The organism is Fibrobacter sp. UWS1 (assembly GCF_002300445.1).
Taxonomy (GTDB): domain Bacteria; phylum Fibrobacterota; class Fibrobacteria; order Fibrobacterales; family Fibrobacteraceae; genus Hallerella; species Hallerella intestinalis.
In genome coordinates this window covers 2,185,964-2,201,659 of the sequence record NZ_NSGW01000001.1, presented here as the reverse complement: position 1 = coordinate 2,201,659, position 15,696 = coordinate 2,185,964, and the positions used below count along the sequence as shown (strand labels likewise).

15 protein-coding genes and 1 pseudogene are annotated in these 15,696 nt (G+C 45.9%); 11 read left to right on the top strand and 5 right to left on the bottom strand.

Annotated features, from left to right (window positions below; translation table 11 throughout):
• Position 1: 1 nt before the first annotated feature.
• The 6 genes from BGX14_RS09710 to BGX14_RS09685 all read left to right on the top strand — a co-directional run bounded on the left by BGX14_RS09710 (position 2) and on the right by BGX14_RS09685 (position 6,437).
• On the top strand, positions 2–1,018 hold the full coding sequence (locus BGX14_RS09710; RefSeq protein ID WP_095879725.1) for an NERD domain-containing protein: 1,017 nt from the start codon (positions 2–4) through the stop codon (positions 1,016–1,018).
• A gap of 23 nt (positions 1,019–1,041) precedes the next feature.
• Positions 1,042–2,061 (top strand): restriction endonuclease subunit M, encoded by a 1,020-nt coding sequence (locus BGX14_RS09705; RefSeq protein ID WP_095879724.1) that lies wholly within the window; start codon positions 1,042–1,044, stop codon positions 2,059–2,061.
• Positions 2,062–2,067: 6 nt separating this feature from the next.
• Positions 2,068–3,258, top strand: a complete 1,191-nt coding sequence (locus BGX14_RS09700; RefSeq protein ID WP_095879723.1) for a Fic family protein — start codon at positions 2,068–2,070, stop codon at positions 3,256–3,258.
• Between the two features lie 712 nt (positions 3,259–3,970).
• Entirely contained in the window at positions 3,971–4,279 is a 309-nt protein-coding gene (locus tag BGX14_RS09695) for a hypothetical protein (RefSeq protein ID WP_078777242.1), read from the top strand.
• A gap of 6 nt (positions 4,280–4,285) precedes the next feature.
• Positions 4,286–5,272 carry a hypothetical protein gene (locus BGX14_RS09690; protein ID WP_095879722.1) on the top strand — a complete coding sequence of 329 codons (987 nt, stop codon included), beginning with the start codon at positions 4,286–4,288 and terminating at the stop codon, positions 5,270–5,272.
• A 46-nt stretch (positions 5,273–5,318) separates the two neighbouring features.
• Positions 5,319–6,437 carry a metallophosphoesterase gene (locus BGX14_RS09685; protein ID WP_095879721.1) on the top strand — a complete coding sequence of 373 codons (1,119 nt, stop codon included), beginning with the start codon at positions 5,319–5,321 and terminating at the stop codon, positions 6,435–6,437.
• Between the two features lie 50 nt (positions 6,438–6,487).
• Here the strand turns inward: BGX14_RS09685 and BGX14_RS09680 are convergent, their stop codons facing one another.
• Together BGX14_RS09680 and BGX14_RS15560 are read right to left on the bottom strand one after the other, a co-directional pair.
• Positions 6,488–7,894, bottom strand: coding sequence for an NAD(P)-dependent oxidoreductase (locus BGX14_RS09680; protein WP_095879720.1), 1,407 nt, complete (start codon positions 7,892–7,894; stop codon positions 6,488–6,490).
• A gap of 300 nt (positions 7,895–8,194) precedes the next feature.
• The gene (locus BGX14_RS15560; RefSeq protein WP_158223288.1) at positions 8,195–8,335 is read right to left on the bottom strand and encodes a hypothetical protein; all 141 of its coding nucleotides are present in this window, start codon (positions 8,333–8,335) and stop codon (positions 8,195–8,197) included.
• A gap of 93 nt (positions 8,336–8,428) precedes the next feature.
• Here BGX14_RS15560 and BGX14_RS09670 point away from each other — a divergent pair, with 93 nt between their 5' ends.
• Positions 8,429–9,709: an OmpP1/FadL family transporter gene (locus BGX14_RS09670; protein WP_073304095.1), complete on the top strand. Its 1,281-nt coding sequence runs from the start codon at positions 8,429–8,431 to the stop codon at positions 9,707–9,709.
• Between the two features lie 8 nt (positions 9,710–9,717).
• On the opposite strand, the gene BGX14_RS09665 is transcribed toward BGX14_RS09670, so the two are convergent.
• Positions 9,718–10,542 carry a nuclease-related domain-containing protein gene (locus BGX14_RS09665; protein WP_073304097.1) on the bottom strand — a complete coding sequence of 275 codons (825 nt, stop codon included), beginning with the start codon at positions 10,540–10,542 and terminating at the stop codon, positions 9,718–9,720.
• Between the two features lie 93 nt (positions 10,543–10,635).
• Here BGX14_RS09665 and prfA point away from each other — a divergent pair, with 93 nt between their 5' ends.
• Together prfA and prmC are read left to right on the top strand one after the other, a co-directional pair.
• Positions 10,636–11,700, top strand: a complete 1,065-nt coding sequence (gene prfA / locus BGX14_RS09660; RefSeq protein WP_073304099.1) for a peptide chain release factor 1 — start codon at positions 10,636–10,638, stop codon at positions 11,698–11,700.
• Positions 11,697–12,551 (top strand): peptide chain release factor N(5)-glutamine methyltransferase, encoded by an 855-nt coding sequence (gene prmC, locus BGX14_RS09655; RefSeq protein ID WP_073304100.1) that lies wholly within the window; start codon positions 11,697–11,699, stop codon positions 12,549–12,551. The genes prfA and prmC overlap by 4 nt, the downstream gene beginning before the upstream one ends.
• Positions 12,552–12,558: 7 nt before the next feature.
• On the opposite strand, the gene BGX14_RS09650 is transcribed toward prmC, so the two are convergent.
• Positions 12,559–13,176, bottom strand: a complete 618-nt coding sequence (locus BGX14_RS09650) for a hypothetical protein (RefSeq protein WP_095879719.1) — start codon at positions 13,174–13,176, stop codon at positions 12,559–12,561.
• A 289-nt stretch (positions 13,177–13,465) separates the two neighbouring features.
• Between BGX14_RS09650 and BGX14_RS09645 the strand changes: the two are divergent.
• Together BGX14_RS09645 and BGX14_RS09640 are read left to right on the top strand one after the other, a co-directional pair.
• Positions 13,466–14,302, top strand: a pseudogene (locus BGX14_RS09645) (EcoRI family type II restriction endonuclease).
• An 11-nt stretch (positions 14,303–14,313) separates the two neighbouring features.
• Positions 14,314–15,270, top strand: coding sequence for an adenine-specific methyltransferase EcoRI family protein (locus tag BGX14_RS09640; protein ID WP_095879816.1), 957 nt, complete (start codon positions 14,314–14,316; stop codon positions 15,268–15,270).
• Positions 15,271–15,361: 91 nt separating this feature from the next.
• On the opposite strand, the gene BGX14_RS15305 is transcribed toward BGX14_RS09640, so the two are convergent.
• Positions 15,362–15,559 (bottom strand): hypothetical protein, encoded by a 198-nt coding sequence (locus BGX14_RS15305; protein WP_143394211.1) that lies wholly within the window; start codon positions 15,557–15,559, stop codon positions 15,362–15,364.
• Positions 15,560–15,696 lie beyond the last annotated feature (137 nt).

Below are 15,696 nucleotides of genomic sequence, written 5' to 3'. Positions count from 1 at the left end.
CATGTCCATTCTAGATACATTTTTCCACAAGCATTTCGGTCCCATCATATTAAAAGAAAATTCCGACGCCGAAGAATTTATTTTCAGGATGAAAGATTTATCGGCGAAGGCGTCAGGCAGCCTGAAAGGAAAAATCGACGCCCAAATTGCCGCAGCCGAAGCAGGGCTGGCGGGAGAAAAACAAATTCTCTTCCACTTAAAAAACAGCGGGATCGATATGGTCGTCATGCACGATTTATGTCTTGAACGCGAAGGGCTTTTTGCGCAAATCGATTTTTTGGTGATGACTCGCAAGCACACTTTTGTCATCGAATGCAAAAACCTTTACGGCAATATCGAAATCGACGAAAAGGGAAATTTCATTCGGCATAAGGGTTACGGCAAATTCACCCGCAAGGAAGGCATGGAATCGCCGGTAACACAAAACGAAAGGCATTTGAATTTGTTGAAAAACATTCGGCTGGATTTCAAAAACGGGAGCATCCAAAAAGCGCGATTCGACAGAAAATTTTCCAACTTCTATCGTTCCCTCATCGTGCTCGCCAACCCAAAAACAATTGTAAACGACAAGCACGCTCCCCAAGAAATTCGGGATATTGTCATCCGCGCAGATCAACTGGCGGCTCATATCAAAAAAACGGACGCAGACGATCACGACACTTACCCAAGCAACGAAGCGGAGCTGCGGCAAATTGCAGAAGAAATTCTTTCGTACAACAAAAAAGAAAAATCCGATTATGCGCGCAAATACGAAGAACTTTTAACAAAGGAATTTTCAAATGCCAAAGCAGAAAAAACGGCTCCAACAAATTTTTCCCATGGCGGACAAATAAGCAACTCGGAGACCGCAAAAATCCGAACAGAAGATACTCCAAAAAACGAACGAAATTGTCCATGCTGCGGCGGAAAACTGGTCTTGCGCACCGCAAAGAAAGGCGCGAATGCGGGCAACTCCTTTTGGGGATGTTCAAACTTTCCGAAGTGCCGATATGTGGAAGCGGAAAACAGCAACACTTAGCAAAAGTATTTATATTGCACTTGATGCAGCAGATTATCGACATCAGCGAAGATTTTATCGGCAGCCTTTCACCCCAATGCTTAAAAGCTCTCCTTGAAGACCATACCAAGAGCACGGCAAAAAAATACGTCCCCATTTTTTGGGCCACGGACAATTACAAGCACCTCGGGCTTGATTATGGTTACAGCCAACCGATTTTTCCGGAACTGATTACCGGCAAGCACAACAAAGTCGTGCAACCTCGCGTAGTCAAGAACAAGGACGTGCAGGCTGCCCGCAGCAAAGACATGGCGGAAGTTTTCACGCCTGCTTGGATTTGCAATTTGCAAAATAATTTGCTGGATGCGCAGTGGTTCGGGCGCAAGGGCGTTTTCAACGAAGAAATCGAAATAGACGGCAAGTGTTCCTGGAAAAATTCAGAAGGGAAAATCGAATTTCCCGAGGGCAAGACTTGGCAAGACTATGTTCTAGATACGCGGATGGAAATCTCTTGCGGGGAAGCGCCTTACACGGTCAGCCGCTACGACGCCACCACGGGAGAATTCATTCCGCTGGAAAATCGCATCGGATTTCTGGACAGGAAACTCCGCGTTGTGGGCGAAAATACGGAGCGAAAAGAGGAATGGTTCGAGTGGGCGGAAAACGCTTACAAATCGACTTACGGTTATGAATGGCAGGGCGACAATTTGCTTCTCGTCCGGGAAGCCTTGCTTATTTCGCTCCTGGAATATTTTGAAAACAAATTCCCCGGCGAAAAAATCCCCGCCGACATCCTTGAAAATTTTGCAAACATCATCAGCTGGAATTTTTGGCAGATGGACGGGCTCAAAGCCATCGTGCCGGGAAGCTGCGAGGAACGCTGGGAATCCTCTCTGGATTTATTCGGCTACGAAAAAGAAATCCGAATTTCTTGCGAAGGCTGCGCCCAAAACAATATCCATAAGCACAACGGCATTTACTGCAAAATCATGGACTGGTTCAAAACGGACCCGCGCACAAAAAAACAAGGCAAGATCGTTAAATTCGTGGATACACTGAAGTAGGTCGCCATGGAAAAGAAAAAGTTTGAACTGGACTTTGACGAGTATATCCGCCATGCGGAGCCAAGCAAACAGGAAACGTCTTCCGCCTGGTCCACAGCGATCGGCCTGCAGCAAGTCGATGGACTGGTTCCATCCAAGTATCTTTTCGACACCGCCCGCAGGAACATCGAAGGCGACATCACCATTGACGAAGTTCAGAAGCTAATCGACAGTTATTACGAATCCAAAGCCGAACACAACGACGAGGACGAAACCGAGGAAGCGGACAAGGTATCCGCCCGCATTGCAAAGATTCTCTGCGAAAAATCCTTCAATTTTTCACCATCGTACCTGATAGCCATTCACAGAGAGCTATTTCTAGGAATCTACAAGTTTGCCGGTCGCATTCGCGATTACGACATCTCCAAAAAAGAATGGGTACTGAACGGAGCTTCGGTCATGTACGGGGCTGCCTTTGAATTGAAGACGGCCCTGGATTATGACTTCGAACAGGAACGCCATTTTATCTATGCAGGTTTGTCTATGGATAGGATTGTGGAGCATCTGGCCTATTTTATTTCGCGACTGTGGCAGATCCACGCTTTTGGCGAGGGAAATACCCGAACGACAGCCGTGTTCACCATCCAATACCTGCGTTCTCTGGGCTTCAAGGTTTCGAACGACATCTTTGCAAAAAATTCCTGGTATTTCAGAAATGCATTGGTTCGCGCCAACTACAAAAACCTGCAGAAGGGAATCGACAAGAACCCCGAATTTTTGGAAAAGTTCTTCCGCAATATGCTCATGGGCGAGCACAATGAACTTAAGAACAGGTTCTTGCATTTGGACTTTAAAGCCGAAAACCCGAACATTGATTGCAAAAATGCGAACATTAATCATCAAAACACGAACATTGACCACAAAAATGCGAACATTGAATTTCAAAGGCAAATCGCCAATGCTCAGAAAAAAGCTTTGCTCGAGTTGGTTCGAACAACAAAGCTAAACGCCACCCGTGAAAAAAGCATTCTCCGTATTATTGAAAAAATCGATATGGGTCAAGTATTTGGAGCATCCGACGTCATGAAAGCAGCCGGTTGCAAAAGAACTGCCGCTTCGTTAATTTTGGCGCAGATGCTTGAATTGAAATTGACCGAAAAAGTCATAGGCCATGGAAAAGGGAAATACCGCTTTAAGGAATATGGGGAGGAAAAATGATTTACCAGTCTTCATTTGCACCGAAACTCATCTATATCTTCCGTATTGACGATGATAACCATAAAGGCTGCCTCAAGGTGGGGGATGCCACACTTGCATGTCAAAATCTGTAGTATCGAAAAGAGTGTTTTCACATCTGCACCTCAGTCATATTATAGCATCTAAATCTAATGCTATAACTATGATAATTCATCATTTAGTATAACAAATTTCTCATTATCATTGACTTTTCTAGAAGTTGTTGAAAAGTAAAGGACGTTTCCTATTGAAACTTGGGGAAGCGGAATTCCAAAAATATATTCCGCAATGATGGAAAGGCATCTGCAAGCCCCGATTTACCTACCCAATCCAAACGAAAAAGCCATTGTACTTCTCCAAGCGTTGAAATCCAACCCGAAACGGCTTCTGGGAAATTTTAACCGAATTGCCGGGACTTGAAAAGGAAACGTAGCAGCAAGCTGAGCCTCGTCATTTCAAGAAGAGTCAGTGACTGAAAAGAAACGAGCAAACACGTTTACCCATTTCCGAATGTCCAAGCGATAAGCCCAATCGCAATCTTTCGCATAAAGGTTTACTGCGCACTTTTCGAGGGAACGACAAAAGAAGATTTTACCATAGCTTCCGAAACATTCTGGGAAATTGGAATTGCAGTGCGGTTTTCGCCAACAAACGCCCACCATCCATTCCCCATAAATTTTATATTAGTCCCACAATGCTGCAAGAAGAAGTCCATATAATATGCCGAATCCTTTCCGGCGATTCCGTAACGTCGTTAGCCATCGACAACGCGCCCGACGAAATTCTTGTAGAAAAATGCCGTGAACTTTCCCGAATGCACCAATGTAAATCCATGATTTGTCGGGACCAAGAATTTTTCGGAGTATCCCATGTTTACAACGGCGGTTCCGATTTTGGCGTCGTCGAAGAAGACTGTTTTTTGGTGATTTGCGAAAACGGAAAATTACTTCTCTCGGAACATTCCGACAGCTGGAATTGCAAAGCGAACATCTTTTTAAAATAGACGACGATGAAAAAAATCTTTCTAATTGCATTCAGTTTCTTTTTGCTGTTATCCATAGCATACAACTTCAAAAAAATCCACAATGAAAACCAAAAAACGGAGCTTCACAATCAGCGTGTCAAAGAAGCGCAAGAGTGCATGGATGCCAAGCAATGGAAATGCGCAGAGAACAACATCCGAAGTCTGCTGCTCGATTCTCCAGAAAATCAAAATCTCCAGCTGCATTTGGCGGGAATTTTATTTGAAGAGGAACGCTACGAGGAGTGCATTCGCTACATCGAAGGCTTGCAATTTGAACATGCGGATTTGCAATATCTTTTGCAAAAATCGAAACAGCTGATTCGCGAAAAACAGGAACTGGGCATCGAAAATTCAGGGCATTTCCGTTTGGAGTTTGAAGGGAACCCGACGCGAATGGACGTGATGGAAGCGCTTTCCGTTTTGGAAGTCGCCTACGATTCTCTCGGCGGGCTTTTCCATTTTTATCCCGAAGACAAAATCCACATCGTCTTGTACAAAAGTTCGGAGTATCAGGGAATCGGTCCGCGTCCCGATTGGGTCGGTGCTGTTTTTGACGGCAAATTGCGGATTCCCGTCGGGCTCATGCAAAGCCGCGAAGTGTATCGTCCCATTCTTTTTCACGAACTCACCCACGCTTTTATCCGCGCGATGACCACTTCTAACATTCCCATTTGGATGAACGAGGGAATCGCCCAAGTGATAGACGGTTCTAAAACCGGAAAGCCGCGTCCCGCCGGAAAAACGCCAACTCTCAAAGAATTGCAAACGCCGTTCATTCAAGAATCCCGCACGGAAAAAGCGGAACTTCTTTACTGGTATTCAGAAAAAATGGTGCAGCGTTTGCTTTCGTATTCCGCAGAACCATTTCGGGCTTTTCACGATTGCCTTCGGGATATTCGCGAGCTTGGCATCGACAGTTCATTAAAGCGGCATTTTGGAATTTCCGAGCAAGAATTATTTCAAGCGATTTGATTTTTCAAAAATTTTCCCGGACAAAAGGAATTTGTAAATTGTGGCCATGATTTTTCTCTTGTTCTTCTTTTTCATGGCGGCATTTCTATTCTGGAACATCCGAAAAATTTCCCCGAATGTTTATGGAAGCCTTATCGCCGGCATTTTGCTGATTGCCACATTGGGAAGTTTCCTTTTGCGAGAACAAGCGTGGGCGTGCGCCGGGCAAGCGTTCTTTATAGTCTGGGCGAGCCAGGCGATTCTGCTTTATCTTTTGTGGAACATCTTTCTCCTTTTGAAGAAAGGCTTTGCCGTGCTTCGGCATTCACAACCTCAATCGAATGGGAAAGCAGTTCTTTTGGGGAGCCGAATCATTCTGGGCGCAAGCCTGTGCATAGCGGCGGCGATGCTTGTCTTCGGTTCGCAAAACAATTTGCACTATAAAATTCAAGAGCTGCATTTGCACAATCAAAAGAAAACTTTTACCGCCCTGTTTTTCAGCGACATCCATCTGGATCCCCTTTTTAAAAAAGAGAAGCTGGAAAAATTTATTGCGCAAGCGGATTCGATTCAGCCTGACTTTATTTTTTTCGGCGGCGATCTGGCGGACATTTCCGATTCGGCGATGGATGCAGCCGGTTACGATTCTCTGTTCCGCAGACTCACTTCCGCTGCAAAAACGGGCGCATTCGCCGTTGTAGGAAATCACGAAGCCTTTATGGAAAGGTCCGGTTCCAGGCCCGTGCAATGGATGCAAAAAGTCGGCATGACGGTTCTGAACGATGAAACAGTCTGCACTCCCCTCGCGTGCATCACCGGACGAACGGATTTTCAAATGGCAAGAGCGAAAGACGTTCCTCGGAAAAATCTGGCCGAGATGCACCCCACCGATACAAGCCTTCCCTGGATTTTACTCGACCACCAACCGCGAGGAATCGAAGAGAATTACTCCGGCGCACTTCCGGATTTGGCTCTTTCAGGACATACTCATCATGGGCAATTTTTCCCGGCGACAACAATCATCCATTGGATTTGGGAACACGCTTACGGGATCAAAAAACTCGACGGCGTTTTATGGCTCGTTTCTTCCGGTTTAGACTCTTGGGGACCGCCCGTGCGCATTGGCAGCGACACCGAATTCTGGGTGATAAACGCCCATTCTTCTACATCGGCGGACTCTATTTGAAAAAAGAATAAACCGGCTGGCTGCCGTTACTCCTTGCAACTCGCTAAAATTCAGCCCATCAAATCCTGATGAATTTTCGCAGCGGTTTCACGCCCCGTGCGAATGGCAAGCACGACCGTTTTGGGTCCATACAAAGCATCGCCGCCGACATAGACCTTCTTTTTGGCATCGTCGCTGGCGGATTCCAACACATCTGGAGCCGTCTTGCTGCCGATCGCCATCACGACCGTGTCGCAATCGATTACCTCCGAAGCGCCTTTCACTTTGACCGGAGTCGGCCTACCTTTTTCATCCGGTTCGCCCAGAGTAAACACATCCAGCTTGGCAGCTTTCACCCGTCCGTTTTCATCGGCAAGCAATTCACAGGGATTGCGAAGTTCCACAATTTGCACGCCTTCACTTGTCGCGTCGAGAATTTCTGCACGACAGGCGGGCATTTCGTTTCGGGTGCGACGGTAAACCAAACGGACCGTTTCTGCGCCCAAGCGATAAGCCATACGGGAAGCGTCCATCGCTACATTGCCTCCGCCAACAACAATCACATTCTTGCCGGAATCCAGAGCGACTCCACGATTCGCTTTTTCCAAATAATCCTTGGCATTGAACACTCCCTTCAAATCCATTCCCGGAATTTTAGGAACCGATGGAACGCTCGCCCCGTTTGCGACGAAAACCGCATCGAAGCCTTGCAGCAAAAGTTCATCGATGGAAACATCCTTGCCTACATGAACTTTCGTGTGGCAGACCACGCCCATCTGCCGCAATGTCGCGATTTCATAATCCAGAATTTTTTTCGGAAGACGAAATTCCGGAATGCCATAACGAAGAACGCCGCCCAACAAATCGTATTCTTCAAAAATTTCCACATGATGCCCGTAAGCGCGCAAATCGATTGCCGCACCAATTCCCGCAGGGCCCGAACCGACTATCGCAATTTTTTTCCCAGTGCTCTCTCCGACAGGGATCGGCTTTTTACCGCCCAAATGTTCGCGTTCATAATCCGCACAAAAACGTTCCATATTCCCAAGATGCACGCCCTTTGCGGGATCTTTCAAGAGCTTTCCTAAAGTGCAACTGGATTGGCACTGGCGTTCGTGCGGGCAAACGCGGCTGCAAATCGACGGGATAAGCGATGTCTGGCGGATAATATCGATGGCTCCCTGAAAATCGCCAGCAGCAACTCGCTCCAGATATTCTGGGATAGGCATTCCAATCGGGCAAGCCGGTGTGCAAGCCGGTTTTTTGCATTTTAAACAGCGACTGGCTTCCAAGCGAGCCTGCGCTTCGGTAAAGCCCAACGAAGATTCGTCCATGGAAGTTCGACGGGAAATCGGATCCAATTCCGCAGCTTCTTGCGGAGTGATGGTTCTCTTTTCTTTTACGGTCACTTCAGGAAGCTGGGCGAGTTGTGCAAGTTCCGCTTTGGCTGCCTGATCCAATTCGACGATGTTTTCCATAAATGGCCTTTCCAATGCTAAAACAACGAAAATGTATCGGTTTTAAAAAATATAAAAATAGAAGGAAATCCGGGAAACAAGTGATTAGAGGCCAGTGGCTAGCGGGGAAAATTCCCCTTTTTAAAAACAACGTGAGGCACGCTAAAGGTTTCGCAGATTCTGCGAAAGTGCGTAGCACCGACCGAAGGCTACCGAAAGGTGTGCAAAAGCAAGGCGATCCTTTGTGCCTTGCGAAGCTGTAGCCTGTAGCACGCCGACAGCCGCTGGCTGGCACGCCCAAAGCAATCGCCTCTATTTTAACTAGGCAATTTTTAAAAGCGCAAAAATTTTTCCGCAAAATTCCAGCATCGCTGTTATATTTTCATTCAACAAATTCTTGATAAAACGTTCAATAGCTAATCTTTTAAATTGCAATTCATTTATAGATGAATCGCGTTTCATTTATATGTAAAAAATTACTTGCGACTGGAGAACATCCTTTAAAAATGAAAAAGCTTTAACTAGTTTATCGGCGGTTTCAACTTTGGTTAATTTATGCATATCACAAAAATATTTCCCTTCTTTTCGGTAGCCGCTTTTGCTGGCGGCATCATGCACAACACAAACCAGTCCGCAGACTTTGTCCGCAATTTTGCACAAGACGCTTCTTTAACTAATTCGGCGGTTTACTACAACCCGGCGGGAACCGCTTTTGCCGACGACGGGCTTTACGTTTCGGCGCACAGCCAAACCGTCTGGCAGACCCGCGAAATCGAAACCGATGCGCTGGGAGATTACGAAGGCGAATCCTTTGTGCCCTTTATGCCTAGCTTCCTTGTGAACTGGCACCACAAACAATTTGCAATCTCCGGCGGATTTTATATTATCGGCGGTGGCGGCGAAGCCAAATTTGACGACGGCCTTCCTATGATCGACCAATTTATTTCGGGAACGATCCAGGCGCAGGCCGCTCAAAACGAACAGCTTTCCCAGTTGATGAAAGCAAGCGGTATGACTGCCTCCGATCTTTACGACGCCAAATTCACGGGCAAGCAGTACGTTTTCGCCTGGCAGCTCGGCGCAAGCTACCGTTTCCACGATATGTTCTCGGCATTCCTGGGTATGCGCATCAACTACGCGTACAACTCTTACGAAGGTTCCATGAAATCCCGTGTGGATAACGAGATCCTCAACAAGATGCTCACTAAAAATCTCTTGTCTTGCGAACAGACCGGCTGGGGAATCACGCCGATTGCAAGCCTCGCATTCCATCACAAGAAATTTTCCGCCGGTATCAAATACGAGCACAATACTTCTATCGAAACCGAAAACGAAACCGATGAAATCGATGCGGGAGTGGCAAAATTCTTGCCGATGTTCGCAGACGGAAAAAAGACGGACAACGATCTTCCGGCGATTCTTTCTGTCGGCGTGAGCTACGCCTGGCTGGACTGGTTGCGCACGGGCTTTGGCTACCACCACTATTTCGACACCTTTGCCGATTATCCGCAGGGCAAGCAAGACGATTTGGACGGCGACGAAAACGAATTTGTATTGGGCGTCGAAGTGGACGTCATCCATCCGCTGACCCTTTCCGTAAGCGTCCAAAGAACCCTTTACGGCATTTCAGACGATTACATCAGCGACTTGAGCTTTGTGACCGATTCCTGGTCTATTGGCGGGGGCCTCGCATTCCGTTTCAATTCCCACTTCCAAGTTCAGGTCGGCTATATGGAAACACTCTACGAAGAATACACCAAAAAAGAAGCGGGAGTCAAGAAAACGTATGACCGCACAAGCCACAACGTAGCGGTCGGTCTGGATTTCAAAATCTAATCGAAATATCAGCTGGAATAATTGGCAAGCTCCCGTTCGAGCTTGTCAATTTCATATTCGGAATAAACCGGATTAGCTAAACGAAACATTCGGACGAGGCTCTCGCGCAGTTGCGAACGAAGAATGATTTTTTGCGAAACGGTATTGTCCGGAATCTGTTTTAAAACCGCACCATCATTAAAGACAGCATACGAAAAAACGTGAAGGGACAGGCCATCGAAGCTTTCAAAAAGACGCCGCAAGGCGGCCTCGTTACGAGCGATGCTCAAAAGAGGATTGTCAAAAAGTTTTCCGTGCATTTTGTCGTCGTTCATTTTTGTCGCCGACCAGTTTTTCTCTTTTGCATCCCCAAAAATCCAACCCTTTTGCGGCACATTTTCAAACAGATAAATCCCCGTCGAATGCAAAAGCAGCGTTTCCACCACTGTCGTATCGTCCAAGCTGTTGCGCAAAAGACAGACCTTGTTCAGAATTTTAAAATACTGTCCGCGGCAAGCTTCAAAAATTTCCCGACTTGTACGGTATTCTTCACGAGAAGCCGCAGAAAGTTCCCGCATTTTCTCGAAATAGAGCCATTCGTTTTCGGTAATTTTATCGTGTTCCACGATGATTCGTTTCACCAGCCGAGGCTTCCATTGCAAAATCCCCCGATGCCAGATTTCAAAGGTATATACTCCATAAGCAAGCCCGATTAAGCTTCCCTCGTCGGCGGATTTCAGCTGGATTTTACGATTCAAAAGACGCCCCTGCGCATCCCGAAGGTCCACTCTGTCCCACCCCCAGACCAAAAAGCCCAGGAGAACCAGCAAGACGACAATCAGAATGAAAACCATATTTTACAAAACTAATGTGAAAGTTTTTCCGGGGATATTACATATTGCTTTTTTATCCTGAATTTGGATTCTTATTTTCTACCTTTTACGGCCATGTTAGACGCCGCACAAAAAGTTATCGAAAAATACGAAGAATTGGAATCCGAGCTCGCTCTGCCCGAAGTGATCGCCGACCAGAAGCAATACACCAAATTGCAAAAGCAATACAAGGGTCTGGAAAAAAGCTGCCAGAAATCCCGCGAATACATTCAACTGACGAACGACCTTGCCGAATGGAAAAAAGTTCTCGGCGGAAATGATACCGAATTGATAGAAGCCGCCAAAGAAGAAATCCCTCCATTGGAAAAAAGGCGGGAAGAATTGGAAAATGAGCTCCAGATTTTGATGGTTCCCAAAGAACCTTGGGATTTTCGCAATGCGACTCTCGAAATCCGGGCAGGAACCGGTGGCGACGAATCCGCCCTTTTTGCCGGCGACCTTTTCCGCATGTATCGGGGCTATTGCGACCGCATGGGCTGGAAGATGACCGTGCAAGAAGCTTCGGAAGGAACCGTAGGCGGCTATAAGGAAATCCGAGTTTTCATCGAAGGCGACAGCGTTTATGGCACGTTGAAATTTGAAAGCGGCGTGCACCGCGTGCAGCGCGTTCCCGATACCGAAACGCAAGGGCGCGTTCACACGTCGGCGGCAACCGTCGCCATTCTTCCCGAAGCCGAAGAAGTGGACGTGGAAATTCGGGAAGCGGACATTCACATGGACACTTACCGTTCATCGGGCGCCGGCGGCCAGTATATCAACAAGACCGATTCGGCGGTTCGCCTAACGCACATTCCGACAGGCGTTGTCGTAAGCTGCCAAACGGAACGTTCACAACTGCAAAACCGTTTACACGCTATGGAAATGCTGCGTTCCAAAATCCTGGACGCCGTGATTGCCAAAAAAGAACAGGCAGAAGCCGCTAGCCGCAAAGCCATGGTCGGCACCGGAGACCGCTCCGCTAAAATTCGCACATACAACTTTCCGCAAAATCGCGTTACCGACCATCGCGTAAACCTGACGCTCTATAGGCTTGACAGCGTAATGACAGGCGACATCCAAGAAATCGTCGATGCACTGCAAATGGCGCACGCCCAAGAAGTCCTGGGAAAATTCGCATGAATACGGTCCTTGAAATTTTAAATAAGACGACGGCTTTTTTTCAGCACAAAGGCATTCCGGATCCGCGCTTGGATGCCCAATATATTTTAGCGCACGGGCTCAAAATGAAACGGATGGACCTCTATTTGAATTTTGACCGTCCGCTGTCCACTCGCGAGCTCGACGCTTTAAGACCGCTGGTCGCACGGCGCGCCAAACGGGAACCGCTGCAACACATTGTCGGCAGCACCAGTTTTCGCGGGCACGAAATCCGCTGCGACCGAAGAGCGCTTATTCCGCGTCCTGAAACAGAATCCCTGATCGATATTCTTCTAGAGCGTTTGCATGGAAAAGAAGCCTGCGAAATTGCGGACATCGGGACGGGAACAGGAGCCATCGCCATTGCCATCGCAAAAGAACTGGCCGGTTCCCAAATAACGGCGACGGACATTTCCCAAGAGGCCCTCGATTTGGCGCAAGAAAATGCAAAAAGCAACGAGGCCCAGGTTCAATTTTTGCAAGGCAATCTGCTGGAGGCTCTGCCAAAAGGAAAAAAATTCGACGCTATCGTCAGCAATCCGCCCTACATTCCCGATTCTGAAAAAGCAAAATTACAGCCTGAAGTACGCGATTTCGATCCGGCCCTCGCCCTTTTCGGAGGAACCGACGGTTTGACGCTAGTGCGCAAAATTTTGGAACAAAGCGAAAATTATTTAAAACCGGACGGAATCCTTCTCATGGAAATCGGATCCGAAGCTGAAGAAGAAAAAATCTTGGAGCAGGAATCGCCGAATTATCCGTGGCTTGAATGGAAAGGCGTCGAAAAAGATTTTTTTGGACGCCCGCGTTTTGTCGAATGGAAAAAGCTGTAATCCAGTGCTAATCGCAGTCGAGACAGGTCCATTCAACAGATCCAGACCCGTAATTGTTGAATCTTGCCCGGGTATATTTTTCAATATCAATTAAAAAGCCGACCGTGCCCGCATTTTTGGTGCAACAACCATCGCAGTCATCGTCCGAGCACATATCATAAACGACGGCATCGATTGTATAACCGTTTCGGCGAAGACGGAAAGTTTTCAACTTGTAAGTATCCCAGTCTTTTTCGTGCACGGCAATAATATTGTGCTCGCTGACCCATTCTTCCGTCTGCTGGTCTTCAAGTCCGGCAAACCAGCCCGCCCAAGTGCAGCCATTGTATTCAATGCATTCTTCGCTGTCAGGATCGGGATAGGATTCATACCAAGTCAGCTTTGCCTGATTCCACAGCGTGTCTTCAGCAGAAGAGGTGCTGGACGAGGATTCAGGGACTTCAATTTCTGCATCACTGGAGCTGGATTCAGGAATCACAATGCCCGTAGAATCGCTAGAACTGGATTCCACATAATTGTTGTCGCTGGCATTGCTAGAATTGTCGTCGCTGCAACAGACCCAAAATGCACTTGCCGACAATAATGCAAAAATTTGAATGGATTTTTGAAATAATCTAGACTTCATGTATTTCAATATAATACCTAGAGAAGCAAAGAGCAACCAGCTATTCCTTGGGAAAAGAGGAAAAGTCATTCATGACAAATGCGTTTCCTGGAAACATTTAGATACATCCCGAAGGCATTTTTTTGGGGGGAGGGCAGTTCCCCAGAAATGGCGATTGTCCCGGCATCATACACCTCCTTAATTTGCCCTTGAATACGCACTTTTATGCGCCTTCAATGATAGCAAACGTTCGTTTTTGTCATTTTGACATCAAAAATAAAATGTATATTTATGAAAAACAAGCAAATCTATGGCAAAAAAGAATCCATCAAGGCGCTTGACAAACCAGCATAAGGAATCTAAGGGTGCGAAAGGCATTTTTGGGGACTAGGCAAAGTATCACGATATGGACGTGTCGGATCTTTCCGTTCTTGCCAAAGAGCTCTTAGAAAAAGATTACCCTCAACTGGTATTTAGATATAGGAAGAGTGTTTCAAAGAAAGAAATAAATGAATCTTTGAGTCAAATTGACCCGGAATTAGGACAGACTCTTTTTGTTGAAGATTCTAGTATTAAACCTGATGGCGGAATAATTGAAGTTAAAGATGACAACGGCAATTGGCGTATTGTTTTAGTTTCTGAAGCCAAACGCCAAGGGAAGGACATCGAAAATATCAAGCAAGGAAAGTTGGTTGGTACCAAGAACGATCAAGACATTATGAATGCCGGGAACGCAATCGAGCGTGCCCACAAAAATATTTCGGAAATTGCAAACTTCATGCTAAAGGAATCCTATTTCCCTTATGTTCTTTTCTTGGAAGGTTCCAATTTTTTGACAAAAGATGTTGTAGTAGAAAGACCCGATGGCAGAAAGGTTTCTCTTGCATGTAATTCAGGTGCTATCAATAGAATCGACCGATTAACAGCAGCAAACTACGGAATGCCGATAAACAAGAATCTATGTAAAAACAAGATTGTCCAAATTGACGATGCCAGTGTAATGCTTCATGCGGCCTCTCTTTTTACCCAAGGCGACGGAAGGCGGTGGAGCATAAAGGATATGATTAAGGTAATGATGGATGTTGCTAAAACATCCTTGCAAATGCTCGGACGAGATTTGTTTAAACAACTGACAAAATCGCAATGAGGAAAATCCGTATGGTTCGCAAGGTAGATCATTCCCTTTTGGATAACGCCAAGGCCAACAAAAAGGATGAATTTTACACACAACTTTCGGATATCGAAAGAGAGTTGCAACATTACCAGAATCATTTCAAGAACAAAACTGTTTTTTGTAATTGTGATGACGCAAGAATCAGCAATTTCTACAAATATTTTGTAGAACATTTTGAACAACTTAGCTTAAAAAAGTTGATTTGCGCATGTCACAAAAAGAATGATTTAGGCTTATTTTCTAAGACGGAGTCTGCATTTTACTATGAATATTCCGGGAAAGAAAAAAAGCTCCCGACATTAAAGGACGTATCCTTTTTCAAAGGTGATGGAGATTTCCGCAGTAAAGAAAGCATTGAATTACTGAAAAAAGCAGATATCGTTGTCACGAATCCACCTTTTTCATTGTTCAGAGAATACATTTCACAGCTGGATAAATACAAAAAGAAATTTCTGATAATAAGCAACATTAACGCCATTACATACAAAGAAGTTTTCGCCCTCATCAAGGAAAATAAAATTTGGATGGGCGTAAATATGGGAAGAGGCATTTCGGGATTTATAGTACCCAAGCATTACGAACTTTATGGTTTGGAAACCAAGATAAATGAGTCTGGAGAAAGAATTGTCTCTCCGAATAATTGTATGTGGCTCACGAATCTTGACAACGCACAAAGGCATGAATTCATTCCTCTAACCAAGGAATACCACGGAAACGAAACCGCTTATCCCCGTTTTGATAATTGCAACGCAATCAATGTAAATAAGACCCAAGATATCCCCATGGATTATAAAGGAATTATGGGCGTTCCTATTACGTTCTTACACAAATTCAATCCTGACCAATTCAAAATCATCAAATTCCGCAAAGGTGATGACGAGCGAGATTTGGCGATAAACGGCAAACCAACCTACTTTAGAATTTTGATTCAGGGTTGCTGAACGGTTGCCATTGTTGCAAAAGCCTTAAGCCATACTGCAAGCCCGGCGCTACGGCGTCTAAACCGCAGCAAGGGCGCATAAAGCCCGTAATTCAATACCCCAAAGCCGCTAAAACATAGGTTTCGCTTTCGCCCTGTCGGTAAAAGTCTAGCAAAACGTCCGTTTCATCGTCGGAGAGTTCCGTTCCATGCAAAGCGAGCTGGGAAATGATTCTATTTCGGAATGCGTCAAAGCCGCAAAAATTCCATCTCTGATTTCTATACATAGTGTTGTTTTGTGCAGTGTTCATATTAGCAATATAAATACCTGTTTTGTCAGAAGATGTCAAAAAACAGGTCAAGGTCTTATTTTTTTCTCTTCCCTTCAGAATTTTCCCCGGGAAGCAACGCAGAAGAGGCAAAAAATTGGGAATTAGAATCTTTAGTG